Origin of the sequence: Nocardia sp. NPDC056541, assembly GCF_042794235.1 — a bacterium.
GTDB lineage: Bacteria > Actinomycetota > Actinomycetes > Mycobacteriales > Mycobacteriaceae > Nocardia.
In genome coordinates, this window is record NZ_JBHTUD010000020.1 from 36,427 (window position 1) to 50,182 (window position 13,756).

At 66.4% G+C, this 13,756-nt stretch carries 18 protein-coding genes; 14 read left to right on the forward strand and 4 right to left on the reverse strand.

Annotated elements, in window-relative coordinates:
* The first annotated feature begins 12 nt into the window (after nucleotides 1–12).
* From ACFQ9R_RS28635 to fabD, 3 genes are read left to right on the forward strand one after another with little or no spacing between them, the layout of a single operon-like run.
* Nucleotides 13–1,032 carry an LLM class flavin-dependent oxidoreductase gene (locus ACFQ9R_RS28635; RefSeq protein WP_378994831.1) on the forward strand — a complete coding sequence of 340 codons (1,020 nt, stop codon included), beginning with the start codon at nucleotides 13–15 and terminating at the stop codon, nucleotides 1,030–1,032.
* Complete coding sequence (locus ACFQ9R_RS28640) at nucleotides 1,025–2,242, forward strand: MFS transporter (protein WP_378994833.1); 1,218 nt, start codon at nucleotides 1,025–1,027, stop codon at nucleotides 2,240–2,242. Before ACFQ9R_RS28635 ends, ACFQ9R_RS28640 begins: the two co-directional genes overlap by 8 nt.
* Nucleotides 2,243–2,273: 31 nt before the next feature.
* Complete coding sequence (fabD, locus tag ACFQ9R_RS28645; RefSeq protein WP_378994835.1) at nucleotides 2,274–3,227, forward strand: ACP S-malonyltransferase; 954 nt, start codon at nucleotides 2,274–2,276, stop codon at nucleotides 3,225–3,227.
* A gap of 727 nt (nucleotides 3,228–3,954) precedes the next feature.
* Here fabD and ACFQ9R_RS28650 read toward each other — a convergent pair.
* The gene (locus ACFQ9R_RS28650; protein ID WP_378994838.1) at nucleotides 3,955–4,728 is read right to left on the reverse strand and encodes a hypothetical protein; all 774 of its coding nucleotides are present in this window, start codon (nucleotides 4,726–4,728) and stop codon (nucleotides 3,955–3,957) included.
* 55 nt (nucleotides 4,729–4,783) lie between these two features.
* On the opposite strand from ACFQ9R_RS28650, the gene ACFQ9R_RS28655 reads away from it, so the two are divergent.
* Both ACFQ9R_RS28655 and ACFQ9R_RS28660 read left to right on the forward strand, forming a co-directional pair.
* Nucleotides 4,784–5,083, forward strand: a complete 300-nt coding sequence (locus ACFQ9R_RS28655; RefSeq protein ID WP_378994840.1) for a hypothetical protein — start codon at nucleotides 4,784–4,786, stop codon at nucleotides 5,081–5,083.
* Between the two features lie 169 nt (nucleotides 5,084–5,252).
* A complete protein-coding gene (locus tag ACFQ9R_RS28660; RefSeq protein ID WP_378994842.1) occupies nucleotides 5,253–5,462 on the forward strand; it encodes a hypothetical protein in 210 nt (69 codons plus the stop codon).
* A 93-nt stretch (nucleotides 5,463–5,555) separates the two neighbouring features.
* On the opposite strand, the gene ACFQ9R_RS28665 is transcribed toward ACFQ9R_RS28660, so the two are convergent.
* A complete protein-coding gene (locus tag ACFQ9R_RS28665; RefSeq protein WP_378994844.1) occupies nucleotides 5,556–6,479 on the reverse strand; it encodes a pentapeptide repeat-containing protein in 924 nt (307 codons plus the stop codon).
* A 1,110-nt stretch (nucleotides 6,480–7,589) separates the two neighbouring features.
* On the opposite strand from ACFQ9R_RS28665, the gene ACFQ9R_RS28670 reads away from it, so the two are divergent.
* The 6 genes from ACFQ9R_RS28670 (at nucleotide 7,590) to ACFQ9R_RS28695 (ending at nucleotide 11,019) form a co-directional block, all read left to right on the forward strand.
* Nucleotides 7,590–8,150: a uridine kinase gene (locus ACFQ9R_RS28670; RefSeq protein WP_378994994.1), complete on the forward strand. Its 561-nt coding sequence runs from the start codon at nucleotides 7,590–7,592 to the stop codon at nucleotides 8,148–8,150.
* A gap of 179 nt (nucleotides 8,151–8,329) precedes the next feature.
* Entirely contained in the window at nucleotides 8,330–8,500 is a 171-nt protein-coding gene (locus tag ACFQ9R_RS28675; RefSeq protein ID WP_378994846.1) for a hypothetical protein, read from the forward strand.
* A gap of 2 nt (nucleotides 8,501–8,502) precedes the next feature.
* Nucleotides 8,503–8,865, forward strand: coding sequence for a hypothetical protein (locus ACFQ9R_RS28680; protein WP_378994848.1), 363 nt, complete (start codon nucleotides 8,503–8,505; stop codon nucleotides 8,863–8,865).
* A gap of 132 nt (nucleotides 8,866–8,997) precedes the next feature.
* The gene (locus ACFQ9R_RS28685; protein WP_378994850.1) at nucleotides 8,998–9,375 is read left to right on the forward strand and encodes a hypothetical protein; all 378 of its coding nucleotides are present in this window, start codon (nucleotides 8,998–9,000) and stop codon (nucleotides 9,373–9,375) included.
* A 181-nt stretch (nucleotides 9,376–9,556) separates the two neighbouring features.
* Nucleotides 9,557–10,120 carry a GNAT family N-acetyltransferase gene (locus tag ACFQ9R_RS28690; protein WP_378994852.1) on the forward strand — a complete coding sequence of 188 codons (564 nt, stop codon included), beginning with the start codon at nucleotides 9,557–9,559 and terminating at the stop codon, nucleotides 10,118–10,120.
* A 311-nt stretch (nucleotides 10,121–10,431) separates the two neighbouring features.
* Nucleotides 10,432–11,019, forward strand: a complete 588-nt coding sequence (locus tag ACFQ9R_RS28695; protein ID WP_378994855.1) for a hypothetical protein — start codon at nucleotides 10,432–10,434, stop codon at nucleotides 11,017–11,019.
* 178 nt (nucleotides 11,020–11,197) lie between these two features.
* Here ACFQ9R_RS28695 and ACFQ9R_RS28700 read toward each other — a convergent pair whose 3' ends face one another.
* A complete protein-coding gene (locus tag ACFQ9R_RS28700; RefSeq protein WP_378994857.1) occupies nucleotides 11,198–11,740 on the reverse strand; it encodes a hypothetical protein in 543 nt (180 codons plus the stop codon).
* Between the two features lie 126 nt (nucleotides 11,741–11,866).
* On the opposite strand from ACFQ9R_RS28700, the gene ACFQ9R_RS28705 reads away from it, so the two are divergent.
* Nucleotides 11,867–12,178 (forward strand): hypothetical protein, encoded by a 312-nt coding sequence (locus ACFQ9R_RS28705; protein WP_378994859.1) that lies wholly within the window; start codon nucleotides 11,867–11,869, stop codon nucleotides 12,176–12,178.
* A 76-nt stretch (nucleotides 12,179–12,254) separates the two neighbouring features.
* Here ACFQ9R_RS28705 and ACFQ9R_RS28710 read toward each other — a convergent pair whose 3' ends face one another.
* Nucleotides 12,255–12,569, reverse strand: a complete 315-nt coding sequence (locus tag ACFQ9R_RS28710) for a hypothetical protein (RefSeq protein ID WP_378994861.1) — start codon at nucleotides 12,567–12,569, stop codon at nucleotides 12,255–12,257.
* Nucleotides 12,570–12,666: 97 nt separating this feature from the next.
* On the opposite strand from ACFQ9R_RS28710, the gene ACFQ9R_RS28715 reads away from it, so the two are divergent.
* Both ACFQ9R_RS28715 and ACFQ9R_RS28720 read left to right on the forward strand, forming a co-directional pair.
* The gene (locus ACFQ9R_RS28715) at nucleotides 12,667–13,047 is read left to right on the forward strand and encodes a hypothetical protein (RefSeq protein ID WP_378994863.1); all 381 of its coding nucleotides are present in this window, start codon (nucleotides 12,667–12,669) and stop codon (nucleotides 13,045–13,047) included.
* A 156-nt stretch (nucleotides 13,048–13,203) separates the two neighbouring features.
* On the forward strand, nucleotides 13,204–13,737 hold the full coding sequence (locus ACFQ9R_RS28720; RefSeq protein WP_378994865.1) for a hypothetical protein: 534 nt from the start codon (nucleotides 13,204–13,206) through the stop codon (nucleotides 13,735–13,737).
* The last annotated feature ends 19 nt before the right edge of the window (nucleotides 13,738–13,756 follow it).

Genomic DNA, 13,756 nt, shown 5'->3' on the forward strand with positions numbered 1-13,756 from the left:
AACGGAGCCACCATGGACGTCGGACTGCTCTTCGACCTGCGCAACCCCGCACAGTGGCAGCGCCCGTGGGCCGACCACTACGCCCGCACCCTCGAGTTCTGTGAGGAGGCCGACCTGCGCGGCGCGGGCGGAGTCTGGTTCACCGAGCACCACCTGTTCGAGGACGGCTATCTCCCGCAGCCGCTCACCTTCGCCGCCGCGGCGGCCGCCAGAACCAAGCGGGTGCGCATCGGCACCGCCGTAGTACTGCCCGCCCTGCGCAAGCCGGCCCAGCTGGCCGAGGAGGCGGCACTGGTCGATCTGATCAGCGGCGGCCGTCTCGAACTCGGTCTCGGCGCCGGCTATCGCCTGCCCGAATACCAGCTCTTCGACACCGATTTCAGCCGCCGGTTCGCGCGCACCGGCGACAACATCGCCGAGATCCAGCGGTTGTGGGCAACCGGCGGGATCACGCCGGGGCCGATCCAGGATCCCGTGCCGCTGTGGGGCGGGTTCTACGGTCCGCGCGGCGCCCGCCTCGCCGGGCGCCTCGGCATCGGATTCCTGCACATCTCGCACCAGCTGTTCCCGCTGTACCGCGAGGGACTCATCGAGGGCGGACACGATCCCGAGTCCGCGCGGGTCTCGGATCTGCTGCCGATCCTGCTGGCCGACGACCCCGAGGCCGCGTGGGCCCGGGTCGCACCGCACCTCGCGCACCAGATGAACTCCTACCGGCAGCTGTCGGTGGAGGGCACCGACGCACCGGTGCCGCCAGCCCTCGAACTCGATCAGCTGCGCCAACGCCCCGAGGACGGATCCTTCGGTCTGCTCGAGATCCTCACCCCCGAACAGGCCGCCGTGCGGATCCGCGAACGGGTTGCCGGTCTGCCGGTGCGGCACCTGATCTTCTGGGCCAGCATCGCTGGCATGCCCGACGACCTGGTCACCCGCCACATCGAGCTGGTGAGTGAACAGCTGCCACCGTTGCTGGACAAGCAGTTCCAGGTGAGCACCGGCGGCCCGATCTCGGCGCGCAACGGTCATGGCTGACGTGAGACCAGCGGCGCCGACCTGGGATCGGCGCCGCTGGATCCTGCTGCTGGTGCTGTCGGGCAATATGATTCTCGACGCCATCGAAGGCTCCATCCTGGTGCCCGCACTCGGCGTGCTCACCACCGAACTGAACCGGTCGATCGGGCAAACCCAATGGCTGCTCAGCGGTTTCGCGGCGGGGTTCGCCGCGCTGCTCCTCGCCGGGCCCGCGTTGGCCGCCCGGTTCGGGCGCAGGCAGGTCTATCTCGTCGCCATGGCGCTGTTTGCTGTCGCCTCGGTGATCGGCGGGCTCACCGACGACCTGGCTCTGCTCGTCGCGACCCGCGTGGTGAAGGGCGCCGCCGCCGCGCTGACCGCACCCGCCGGGCTGGCGGTGATCGCCGCGGAGTTCCCCGCCGGTGCCCAGCAGCGCCGCGCGATCTCGGTGTACGCGGTCTTCGGCGCGGCCGGATTCACCACCGGTCTACTGCTGTCGGGTTGGCTCACCGCGCTGAACTGGCACCTGCTGTTCGTGTTCCCCGCGCCGATCGCGCTCGCCCTGCTCGTCGCCGCGTGGCGGGTGATCCCCGACCCACCGGTGGCCGCCCCGCCGCGGCTGTCGAAATCGTTGTTGCGCAATGGTTCCCTCCTGCGGTCCGCCCTCGGAGCAGGAGCCCTCAACGGCGGCTACCTCGCACTGCTGGTGGTGATCGCGGTGCAACTGCACCAGTCGCTCGGATGGGCGCCGTGGCAGATCGCGGTCGCTCTGCTGCCCGCGAGTCTGCCACTGGCACTGTCGGTTCCGTTCGCGGGACGGTTCGTGCAGCGGTACGGCACCGCGCGGCTGATCCTCGCCGGCGCGGTGGCGACGCTGGCCGGGCATCTGCTTCTGCTCGCCCGACCCGAGATCCACGACTACGTGACCGACGCGCTGCCGGTGCTGCTGCTGATCGAAGCCGGGTTCGTCCTGTCGTTCGCCGCGCTGAACATGCAGTCGACCGCCACCGTGCCCGCCGAACTCCGCCCGATCGCAGTGCCGCTGTATCAAACCGGTGTCCAGTTCGGTGCGGCGTTCGTGCTGCCGATCACCATCGGAGTGGCGGTGGCCTTCGATGCCTACCGTCCCGCGGCGGCGGTGATCGCGGTTGCTGGGCTGCTCGCGGTCCTCGCCGCGAGTAGCGAACTGCGCGCATCCGCGACACCCGCACCCGCGAAAGCTGTTCCATGACAGCCACACTCACCTCGAGGAGGTACCACCCATGACCGCCGACGTCTTCATCCGAGAACAGCCCGACCAGCTGGCGACAGGTCCCAGGACCCTGGCACTGTTCCCCGGGCAGGGCTCCCAGCGGCCCGGCATGGCCGGGTGGATCACCGACTACCCGGTGGCGGAGGAGGTCTTCCGCCGCGCCGACGACATTCTCGGCATCCCGCTGACCCAGCTGTGCGTCGACGGCACCGCCGAGCAGTTGCGCGCCACCGACGTGGCCCAGCCCGCGATCGTCGCCACCAGCCTGGCCCTCAGCGCGGTCCGTACACAGCGGGGACTGCCGCCCGCGGCGGTCGCCGGTCACAGCCTGGGGGAGTTCACCGCCCTGGCCGTCGCCGGAGTGTTCGACGAGGACACCGTCCTGCAACTGGTCCGCCGCCGCGGCGAGCTCATGGCCGAAGTCTCCCGCCGCTACGACGGCGCGATGAGCGCCGTCATCGGCCTGCCCGCCGAGCAGGTCGACGCGCTGTGCGCTCGCGTCACCTCGGGCGTCGTCGGCGTGGCCAACTACAATCAGCCGACCCAGACCGTGGTCTCCGGCGCCGCCACCGCCGTAGCCGACCTCGAGGACCTGGCCCGGTCCGCCGGCGCGGCGAAAGTGGTGCGGCTCAAGGTCGCCGGAGCCTTCCATTCGCCCCTGATGGCCGACATCGCCGCCGAATTCGGCGCCGAACTCGACCGCCACACCCTCCAGCCGCCGGTCGTTCCGGTGCTCAGCGCGGTCACGGCCGACTACGTCGCCGACCCCACCGAAATCCGCGCCCTTCTTCGCGGCCAACTGCTGGCCCCGGTCCGCTGGGTGGAGACCGTCCAACGGGCTGCCACCGACGGCTACGACGAACTGGTCGAACTGGGCCCGGGCCAGGTACTGACCGGATTCTCCCGCCGCATCGCCCCCGACGTCAGCTCGACGGCGATCTCCACACCCGAAGCGCAGGGCTAGCCGATGAGTCGATCCGGCGACATACGCCAGGGAGTTCGACCACTACGCACACCAACTGACTCAGCAGACGTCGTTGGTGGTGGGTTGACGCATGCGGTGGGGGAGGCCTGATTCGGTCGGTTCCGACGGCAGGGCAGGTGTCGATACGGTCTAAACGCCAACCATCAGCTTGCATCAAGCCTGTGCGCGGCCGGATTACCCAATCACGAACGCCCTGTACTCGTTACGAGCGCGGGCGTTCGGCATCGGTCAGTTGGGTTGGCTGGAGCGGGGAGAGCGGACGGCGGGCGGAGTGCTCGCGCCGGAGCCGTTGGCCGCGCTACATATATTCCCAATTCCCGCAGCCTGGGTTCCGTGCGTCTCGAGCGCGACAGGGCTTGACAGGTCATGAATTCGGCGCAGCGTTTTCGCAGGTCCTGAAATCTTCCTGACTATTCCGGTCGATGTGGTGACCGCCAAGCGGTACCCGGCTGACCTTCCGAAGCCGGTCACGAGTGTCTCCACCCGAGTTTCTCAACTAGCCGAGGTGATGCCAGGTTTCGCGAACAGCAGATCGAGCGGTGTCGAGATTCGCGATCGAGGTGGTGCCCAGGTTGGCGATCAGAACCAGAGGGTGATGAACCCAAACTCAGCAGCATCAGCCAGCATGCCTATCGGCATCAGTGCAGACCTGGATCCGACGATCGGCCGTGGTTGCGGAGCGGACCGTGTCTGCTGAGCGAGCCACTCATGTGGGAGTGCCGCACAAATCCACCGATCCGGACCAGCGATCTGACCTATCGCCAACTCGGCGTGCACCGGACCCGTTCTGGTGCACGCCGCGCTTCCGCCGCACTAGCGGCACGGCTCCCGGCCGCCCATGGCTAGCTAGTGACGAGCCTTGTAATTGACGACGCCGCCCCAGCTGGACCCGTAACCGTCCGCTGCCCGGCCTTTCACGCGACCGACCAACTTCGGTGCTGCCGGGGGGCGAACGAATGGGTTTCCGAACATGTGTGCCTGCGGAAGCACCGCCGATGCTGTGACTCGCAGCAGTATGTAGCGGTGTTTTCGCATTGTCGGTGGCGCCGATGACGAGGGTGCTGCGGGCGGTTTCGACGACGTCTGCGGTGATGGTGTGGAGTTCGTTGATCTTCATAATGCGGCTGATCTGGGCGAACAGTCGTTGCAGGAGACGGAAGTTGCCGCCGGTGATGTGGGCGACAGCAGCGACGGCTTGGGCGTCGGTGAAGTCGGCGGGGTCGAGTTCGAGAGACAGTTTGTGCCAGTGCCGGGTCAGGACGAAGGTGAGTTCTTCGCCGGTCAGTGGCCGGTAGTGGTGGGCTGAGCCGACGCGGCTGTAGAGTTGCGGGTAGCGGGAGAAGGTCTTTTCGATTCCGGGAATCCCGATGAACAGCAGGCCATGGTCACCGCGGTCGTACTGGTCACGCAGAAGCTCGATGGCGGTGGCGGAGAGGCGTTCGGACTCGTCGATGACGAGCAGTTCGACGTAGTCGGGCATCCACCGCTCAGGAGTGCCGGTGTGGACGTCAGCTCCACACCCCCGAGGTCGGCCGGTGACCGAGACCGTCGATCTCTACGTCATCGCCCGCCTCGACAACGGCGACGCCGCAGCCGACCTGTACAGCTGCGATGTCTACTACGACGCCCACGACGGCACCTTCCACGGTCGCACCGTGGCGAGCTGGTGGAAATCGGTACGCCTGGACTCGACAGCAACAGCGAGCCTCGACGAGCTCGATCAAGCCGTGAGCAGCGCGGGATACACCCGGGTCGGTGGATGGCGAAAGCGTGTCACTTCCAGTGGTGCGGTGCGGTATTTCGCCGACGCCACCACCGGCATCGAAGAGCTGTGACCAACGACCGATAGCCATCGATGAGAAGGGCCCTCACCCGAGTCGAAGTCGGGTGAGGGCCCTTGTCATGTGCCAGCTGGGTCAGGCTGATCGCGGCTGGCGCCGGGCGAGCAGCGCATGGTCGTCGACCCTACGTCGGTACACCGACAGCCGAGATACCCGCGCGGACATGGCATTCACCGTTTTCACGGTCGACACCGACGCCCACAGTGGCTTGCAGTCCGACGATGAGGATTCTTTCTGGTTCAGAGACGGCGGCGTCCGCGTCGTCAACAGCAAATCCATCGGCATCCGGTACTACGCACCAGGTCAGTGGCAAGAAGTGCACTACCGCGACCACCCGGAGATGCGCCGACCCGCGGCCGCGATCCGAAGGTGAGACACGCGGCGGTGCCTCGAACGTATCTGTTCCTGGTGCGGCAGGCTGGTCATTCGACTTCTCGTGACTGGTTCCTGGCAGGGGGAGGTTTCATTACCGAGGAGGAGGTGTGAATCCGCTGGGCCACTGGGTGGCGTCGTCGTACACCACGCCGACTAGGTTCACGTCGGTGAGGTTCGCATGGCGCAGGTCCGCGCCGGTGAGGTCCGCGCGGGTCAGGCGTGCGTTGGTGAGGTTCGCCTCCGCCAGGTTCGCGCCGGCCAGGTTCGCTCCGGTGAGGTGAGCATGGAGAAGGTTCGCGTGGCGCAGGTCTGCGTGGTACAGGTTCACGTCGGTGAGGTTTGCGTTGCTGAGGTCCGAGACAGCTAGCTGCGCCTTGCCGAGGTCTGTGCCGGTGAGGTCAACGATGGCCAGGCGCGCAGCGACGAGTTCCGCTCCGGCCAAGCAGGTTCGGCGCAGGTCGAGGCGGCGAGTGATGGAGTCGCGGGCGAGATCGCGACGGCCGATGACCGTCAGCGCAGTCTGGACGTCGGCCGGTGGATTGAAGAAGGCCCGCTCCGGATTGGGAAGAAATCCGCACAGGCCCAGGGGGGCTTGAGTGCGAAGGAACGAGGCGAGCACCGCGAACACGGTCGGATGGTCGGCGGGTGAGTCGTTCGCGAGGCGTTCGAGCAGGTAGATTCCCGAAATACGGACGCTGATCTTGTCCGAGGCCAACTGTTCGGTGGCCAGGCGGAAACGGTCGGTGACCGCGGTTTGCTGCGCCAAGCCGATCTGGCTGTTGGTCGCGCGTAACGACTGCCCGGTGAACCACAGTGCACCGATCGCAGCGCCGGCCGCCCCGAGCGTGCCAATGATGGTCGCTATCGCAGCGAGCTTTATCCACCCCGGCCAGTGAACAACCCGCCCGAACCGTGATGTCGCTGCGGGCGGATTCGACGGTGCATCAGGCGGAGTCAGGGGTTCGGGCGGGGCGGGACGCGACGGTACTCGCAATGAACGGCCGCGGCGCGGCACTCGACCGCGCGGCAGTCCGGGTGACGTGTCTCCAGTCGTCATCGTGGTCTCCTCACGTCGCGGTGTGCGCCACTGTGATTCGCTCCGTCGAACCTGGCGTCGACGCTGTAGATCGTCCTGGGCTACGGCAACATTGTCAGGGATGCGCGGCTGGCACATCGGCTTCGATCGACTGCGGCCAAAGTGTGTCGGGGGGCTGGTAGAGCTCGCCGGACAATCTCAACAGTCCTGATCATTGTGTATCTCGGACTTCGTTGGTCTCGGCGAGTCAGGGACCTCGACTGCGCCGCCCGAATGCGCCGCCCGAATTCTCAGTCTGTGTTGTCGGTGCCCGATCGTATGGTGGTCACGTGACCGATATAGCCCCACTCGCCGCTTCGACTCGGGCGGTGTTCGGTTCCCCGGGCGTGCATGCCGTCGTGCGGTCCGGACGGACGGTGCATGCGGTCAGCCTCGGGCAATGGGTTGGGGACGAGGAAGTGCCCGAACTCCTCTGTCACACGGGTGTCGCGGGCTGGTCGCCGACAGCGTTGGCGCCGACTCGAGCGGAAGTCACCTGCGCTCGATGCCTGCGCCGTATCGGCCAGTCCAGCACTGCGTCCCGGCAGCTTCTGCTGTTCGGCGAGGAGGAAGAACCCGCCGCCGCTGGATAGCGGGACGTCAGTTCGTCTCGGGATTGAGCGGGATGACGGTCGTGTGCTGCGCCCGGCCACAACCTGGCCATCCCCCTTCTCCGTGTACTGCAACATGATCAGCTGCAACACGGAGTTGATAGGGAAACGTCGGCAGTGCGCGACCAATCGGACTTCGGGGCGGTCATCGGAATCGGCCACGTCGTTCGCCTCCGGCGGCCGGTGAGCAATCGTCGGCCCACCATCGCACGATGCACCGACAAGCCTCCCGCAGTTCGCACACACGTTCCCTAGGGTTGCACCGTCGGTGTCTTCGACGTAGATGACATGGTTGCCTAGATCGGCGAATCTTCACATGGTTGACAGAGAAATGCGACGTCGAGCAGGACGTGGCACTTGTCGAATCAGCAGATCCTGACGCCACGGCCGCACCGGACATTCGCCTGTTGCGGCTTCTTCTGCCCACAATGGCGACGTGATGATCGAGGAGATCGTGGCCAAAGTCGCAGATGCCGTACCGAGGTTGGGCTCCACGAGGCTGGTCGCCGTGGACGGTCCCGGCGGTGCAGGGAAGTCCACGCTGGCAGAGCAGCTCGCCGCCACATGCGGCGCGACACTGCTCCACACCGATGACTTCGCCTCCTGGGACAACCAGTTCGACTGGTGGCCGCGGCTGGAGGAGCAGGTTCTGGAGCCGCTCAGTAGAGGCCAGTCCGGCCGATACCAGCGCTACGACTGGACTACGCGGGCCTTGAGGGAGTGGCATGAGATCGCGCCGCCCGCAGTGCTGATTTTGGAAGGAGTGTCTTCGGCACGCGCATCAGTGCGTGACCGGCTCTCGCTGTCGATCTGGGTCGAGACCCAGCGGCACGTCCGCCTGGAGCGGGGGCTGAATCGGGACGGGCACGACGCACTTCCGATGTGGCAGCGGTGGATGGCTGCCGAGGACGTTCACTTCGCTTCCGATCGAACGCGGAGCCACGCGGACGTGATAGTCAACGGCTGCGCTGGGAATGAAGCACCACACGATCATCAGTGATTCCAGAATTCGCCGACGACATCGTCCGCGGACCCGCTAACCGACACGGTTACCTGGAGCTGTCCACGACGTGCCGATCCGAACGAATCACCGCGTCGAAGAATCCGTCCACGAGGTAAATCTGCCGGTCCCGCCATGAGAGAGTCTTGCGAACTCAGGGGAACATACGTTCGATCAGAATGGCGAACATGATGGTGGGCGACTTAGTCAGGATCGGTGCGGGTGGCACCTCACAGTTCCGTGTGGTCGAGCTCGACGACACCCACGCCCGCATCCTGGCCACCCTCGACGCGCCGGGGTCGTACGAATTCTCGATACGGCTGACCGATCTGACCCCGTGGACTGACTGACCATGGTGGCCGCCGGCACCGGAGCCGGGCGTGAAGCGGCTCGGACCGAGGGCACGTCCCCGCAGGCCATGCATCCGAACGCGCAGGGGCACTACGCGCAGACCGTGATGAGAGCACCGAAGCCGGTCTGGGTGCGGCTGGACGCCGTCGCGATCCGCGATCCGGGCACTCCCCGCCACGTCAACGGAGCCGGAGTCGATATGACGGGGGAGCGCCCCGGCCTGCTCACCCACTGGATCCCCACCTACTCCGGTGAGTGGCTGGGCAGGGTCACGTACTCGATCACCTACGCCGACGGCCGTGCCCCGCTGCAGCTGACCGACCAGCTCGTGCCCGGCTACGCGCTGCGTCCACGACACGACTGAACCGCGTGCCAGGACGCCCCGTCAGCCTGACGCGCGCGGCGCCGGTTACGCCGGATCTGTCCCGAGCGGGCTTGTCGGACAACGCCTCCGGCGTAGGCTGAGGCCAGCCACATCGACGACAGGGGGATCGAGATGAGCAGCTTGGAAGACCGGTACCGGGATCTGATCGTGGAGATGAAGCGGATCGGTTCCGACCCTGACCAGCAGCGGCTACACGAGATCGGCGAGGAACTCGATGATCTCGACTATCGGTTGCGTGTCGATGTCGCCGCGGGGGAGCGCTACTATCAGCTGAACAAGCTCAGCCGCGAGACCCACACCCTGCTCGGCGCGGCCATCGACCGCGATCAGATCGCCCGCGCCGTCGCCGACGCCGCCCGCAAGCGTGAGGCCTACGACCGCGCTCACCCGACGATCCTGAGCCCGCAACCCAACGCTTTCACCCGCGCGCCGATCAACGCCTTCGACGGCCTCGAATCGCCCTGGCAGGGCTTCGAACGCGAGCGCTGAACACCCCGGGTGGTTCTATCGGTGATCAATGACGTCACCGATCGGTGGATGTCAGCGTCGCCGCGGGTCGGCAGATCTTCGTATCGGCGAATTTTGAGCGCGTGATCTTACTTGCGGTGACAGCCTTCTCATGCTTCGCGCCATGATCTGATGGACCGGTGTCTCAGGAGGGGAGGATCATATGGACCAGCTGCCGATGCTGTCCGCCCTTCAGATCAGAGCGGAGCGGGTGTTGTTGCGCAAAGCTCGCGACGGTGATCGAGAAGGGTTGATCGAACTGCAGACCGAGCCGGAGGTGTGGGCTCACATCGGAGGTCCGCGGCTGCGGGCAGACGCCGAGCAGCGCCTCGACGCGATCGGCGGCCCTGCCAATGCCACAACCGCCCCCGGCCATTTCATCATCGCCGACAAGGCCACCGACAGCCTCCTCGGGACTTTCGAGCTCAAGCGGCGCCCCATCGATTACCCCGGGCACGTCACCGACGACGGTGAGGAACTGGAACTGGGTTACCTGATGCTGCGGCGCGCGTGGGGCGCGGGACTGGCGTTTGAAGCTGCCACGGCCGCGTTGCGCGCCGCCGCCGATGAGCTCGACGATCAACCGGTCCTCATCGCGACCCAGTCAGCTAACGAGCGCTCGCTCAAGCTCGCGGGCCGCCTCCGCTTCCGGCCGGTCGCTACCTTCGAATGGTTCGACGTCGAGCAGAGCCTGTGGCTGTCCAGCTTGCACTCGTTCAAAGCCTGAATTGCTAACGCAACTTGGGCTTCCAGAGCACTTCGGTTCCCGCCAAGTGATGTCACTGTTCACCGTCACGATCGCCTCGATCAGCCATGGCGTGACGCCCGAATCCATCGATAAACGACGTCGGAATTCACTGACGCAACCACCCCGGGCTTCTGTCGAGCCCGCCCCGCGATCTGTTCTGCACCCCGCAAAGGCGGGATTGGGCTTCGCTTTGCACGTCGTACCCCATCAGCGAGCGGCGAAGACGACAGTTGGTGTCGGTGCCCGCGCTCACACTGATGCTCCAATCCTTCTCAACCAGGAGCACCAATATGACTGAGCCAAGCGGCTTCTCGGGGGCCTCAACACCGTCGAGCGAAGGACTTCGCCAGCAGTCGCTCCACCGGTACTCGATCTCGGCGCCGTCGAAGAGGGCGTTCTCGTTCGTCACCGTCGCGGTGTTTGCCGCGGCCGCGTCGTTCGGGGTCGAGTGGGCGAGGCTGGCAGGCGCGTCGGGCTGGGAGGCTGCGGTGTGGCCTGTCGCGGTCACCGCGGTCACTGTCCAGGCTCTCTACTGCCGGGTGCACACGTCACCGGGCTGGTACCCGAGCTGGGCGCGGTGGCTGTTCGAGATCATCGCCAGCGCCGGGATCGCGCTCGTCTTGATCGGCAACGGATTGCACATCGGCGGCTACCCGCACGCGCTCAACGACTCCACCTCGATACTCGTCGCCTCGGTACCCGGGTGGTGCCTGATGCTGTCCGTCGTCGTGGCCGGAACCTTCATGTACGCGGGAAGCCCGCCGCCGCCCACCGCGGCGCGGTGGATACAGATGCAGGCCCACAAGCCCGCCGACACCGAAAACCCGAAGGCGCCTGCCCGGCCCGGCTTTCCCGACCTGCCTGATCTGCTGGCCTGAGACAGGTCCGTGACCTGCGTAATGTCCGGTTTTGCGCACACAAATGAGGCGGCCCGGCCAAGAGATGGCCCCAGTACCCGAAATGGGGTACCGGGGCCATCTGCTGTTCGTGCCGGTCAGTTCAGGCGGCTACATTCCGCGGCGGGGTCAGCCGGGCTCGCGTCGGCGGGCAGTGCACTCACTCTCGTCGAGCTGCGCTGACCTTGTCCACCGGCCACTCGATGAACTCTGCGACTTCTTCGTCTGTTGTTCCTCGGGATCCGATCCAATCTGCAAGAGCTGTACCCAGGCTCGTCGGTACGCCCTCGACGGTCGGCCGGTCTGTGAGCGCGGGTCCGATGTGGTCGATGTGTATCCACGTACCTTCGGGATCGAGACGCTGGGCAGCCTCGTAGTACCCATCGAGACCTTCGGCGCCGTAGGCAATCATGGCGCCGGTTGCCCAGTCCGTGATTTCCCACGTGTCCCGATCGATCTGCCCACCATCCACAATGCGTCGCCCCTGCGCCTGCAGCGCTCGGATTTCAGCGTCTCGCAGGTCTGCCTCACCAGCATGGCCCGACAGCAAAGCACGGACATAGGCCCTGACAACGTCTGTGCCACTCCGGCCAGCGCGACCTGCGGAACTGCCCACCTCGCGCGCAGCACGTGTGTAGCCGACACCGGTCTCGGCCATCCGCTGCCGAACAGCGCGGCTCCGAGCCCTATTGGACTTGCTCATCACGACTCTTCCTCTGGACTCCTACGCCGCCCCACAAGGTTGGAAGGCAATCGAATCGCGCTGCGTCGGAGACGGCTTGTCCTCAGTAGCCAGCCACTGCGTGGGAGATCGCCAGCTTGGAGTCAGGTGGGCGCGGCCCGCCTGACAGAACTATATCGCCAGAGCTCGGCAACCCACCTTCACCGCGCGCCGATCGAGCGGCTGGCCAAGCTCGCTGGCCACGTCGCGGCGCTGGGTGCGCACCTCGGCAAATCGGTGCAGACCTACAACGCGGTGGTGGGCTGCATGGAGAGCCGGGTGCTGCCCCAGAGCCGCAGGGTCATCGAACTGCAGGGCGAGGAGACCTCGATCCCCGAACTCGAAACGGTCGACCTGACTCTGCGCCAGGTGACCAGCACTTCCACCGAGCTCGACGACGACAGCCCGACCGCGGCCTGATCGTCCGCGCGTGAGCTGGCGGCCCGGTGTAGGTGGAGCTGCCAGCTCACGACCAGGATGGCTGACGCCGGGTCAGCTACAGCGCGCCGAGCACGGCAATCTCTTCGGTGGATCGCTTGGTAACCAGGAGAACCAGGTGCCAATGGGGATGGGATTGCGTGTCGATCCAGTCGCTGGCGTTGGTGACCTCGAGCAGTACGCCGCGAAACGCGGCTCGCGCCGAGTCGGTCATCTCGGATACGGGGGATTCGGCGCCGTCGAACTCGCGCATTCTCGCTGCCCGGATGGTGGCCGCCCAGCCGATCTGTTTGGGGGTGCCGGTAAGTTCCGGCCATCCGGCCCGGCAGGCTGATTCGAGGTTTGCGGTGTTGACAGCATCGTGCGCGCTCATACAGCGATGGTGCATCGGCGGACCGACAATTCCAGGGCCGCACGGGGATCCGGCGGTATCGTCAGAACCTCGACGTCGTCGACGGCAGGGGACCGTGATGAGTAGCTTGGCCGATCGCTACCTGGATCTGATCGCAGAGACGCAGCAGGTGGGATGGCATCCCGACCAGCAACGCCTCGATGAGATCGGTGCCGAGCTGGTCGAACTGGACCATCAGCTCAAGATCTCCAGGATGACCGGGCCAGACTACGACCGGTTGGACAAGATGCGCGGGAGAGCACACCGCCTGCTGTTGGAAGCCCGCAGCGATCACGACATCGCGCTGGCCGCCGCCGAAGCCGCTCGGAAGCGGGAAGCCCACGATGCTGCGCACCCGAACATCCTGAGCCCACAGCGAAATACCCTCGCCGATTGGTCGGGCAACGCGCTTGAGCGTGCCCTGCGCGAGCGCGAGCGGGGCTACGGCCGAGAACGCTGAACCACCTACCACGCCGGCATCCGCCAGCGGGGCCGCCAGGAAGCGATCCGGGCGCCCGGCGGCAGCAGAAATATGCCTTCACCTCGACTTTTTCGAGGGATTCCAATTGACGGTTCGAGGTGTGGTTCCTGCTGCGGGCCAGTACGGTACCGGCCCATGGCCCGTCGTAAACCGAGCATCCCCGAGCGGGCGGAGCTGGCTCGCGCCGCCGTGGAATACATCGAGCACTACGCCGCTCGGGAGCCGGATCAACAGCCCTACGATCTGGCGTTCCGTGGGCTCGGCAAGATCGTCTGGCTACACGCGCAAAGCCGCGACGGGATCGCCGCTTACGCCGCGACATGCTGGCGCACCGGCGAAGAACCGTACGCCGGGATGAGCCCAGCCGATCTCGACGACGCCGAACGCGGCCGCCAGGAACAAGCGCGGCACAACCGCGCCGTCGCCACCCAAACCAACCGGCGCATCGCCACCCGGATCGACGTCATCGACCAGACCAGCACCCGCTGCACGGCGCCGACGAAGTCCGGACGGCCGTGCAGCATCGAGCCGCTCGCCGGCCGCAACCGCTGCCACGTGCACGCGACCGACCTGCAGTGCGGCGCGGTCAAGACCACCGGGCAGCGGTGCGCGATCCCGACCGGCGGCCGCGGCCCGTGCGCGAAGCACGACAGCGAAGTCAGTTCGTGACAAGGTAGTCCACGACGGC

Excerpts from the sequence above, each read along its gene's own strand:
- ACFQ9R_RS28635 (WP_378994831.1), top strand. The coding sequence starts at position 13 with ATGGACGTCGGACTGCTCTTCGACCTGCGCAACCCCGCACAGTGGCAG.
- ACFQ9R_RS28640 (WP_378994833.1), top strand. The coding sequence starts at position 1,025 with ATGGCTGACGTGAGACCAGCGGCGCCGACCTGGGATCGGCGCCGCTGG.
- fabD (WP_378994835.1), top strand. The coding sequence starts at position 2,274 with ATGACCGCCGACGTCTTCATCCGAGAACAGCCCGACCAGCTGGCGACA.
- ACFQ9R_RS28650 (WP_378994838.1), bottom strand. The coding sequence starts at position 4,728 with ATGCCCGACTACGTCGAACTGCTCGTCATCGACGAGTCCGAACGCCTC.
- ACFQ9R_RS28660 (WP_378994842.1), top strand. The coding sequence starts at position 5,253 with ATGGCATTCACCGTTTTCACGGTCGACACCGACGCCCACAGTGGCTTG.
- ACFQ9R_RS28670 (WP_378994994.1), top strand. The coding sequence starts at position 7,590 with ATGATCGAGGAGATCGTGGCCAAAGTCGCAGATGCCGTACCGAGGTTG.
- ACFQ9R_RS28675 (WP_378994846.1), top strand. The coding sequence starts at position 8,330 with ATGGCGAACATGATGGTGGGCGACTTAGTCAGGATCGGTGCGGGTGGC.
- ACFQ9R_RS28680 (WP_378994848.1), top strand. The coding sequence starts at position 8,503 with ATGGTGGCCGCCGGCACCGGAGCCGGGCGTGAAGCGGCTCGGACCGAG.
- ACFQ9R_RS28685 (WP_378994850.1), top strand. The coding sequence starts at position 8,998 with ATGAGCAGCTTGGAAGACCGGTACCGGGATCTGATCGTGGAGATGAAG.
- ACFQ9R_RS28690 (WP_378994852.1), top strand. The coding sequence starts at position 9,557 with ATGGACCAGCTGCCGATGCTGTCCGCCCTTCAGATCAGAGCGGAGCGG.
- ACFQ9R_RS28695 (WP_378994855.1), top strand. The coding sequence starts at position 10,432 with ATGACTGAGCCAAGCGGCTTCTCGGGGGCCTCAACACCGTCGAGCGAA.
- ACFQ9R_RS28700 (WP_378994857.1), bottom strand. The coding sequence starts at position 11,740 with ATGAGCAAGTCCAATAGGGCTCGGAGCCGCGCTGTTCGGCAGCGGATG.
- ACFQ9R_RS28710 (WP_378994861.1), bottom strand. The coding sequence starts at position 12,569 with ATGAGCGCGCACGATGCTGTCAACACCGCAAACCTCGAATCAGCCTGC.
- ACFQ9R_RS28715 (WP_378994863.1), top strand. The coding sequence starts at position 12,667 with ATGAGTAGCTTGGCCGATCGCTACCTGGATCTGATCGCAGAGACGCAG.
- ACFQ9R_RS28720 (WP_378994865.1), top strand. The coding sequence starts at position 13,204 with ATGGCCCGTCGTAAACCGAGCATCCCCGAGCGGGCGGAGCTGGCTCGC.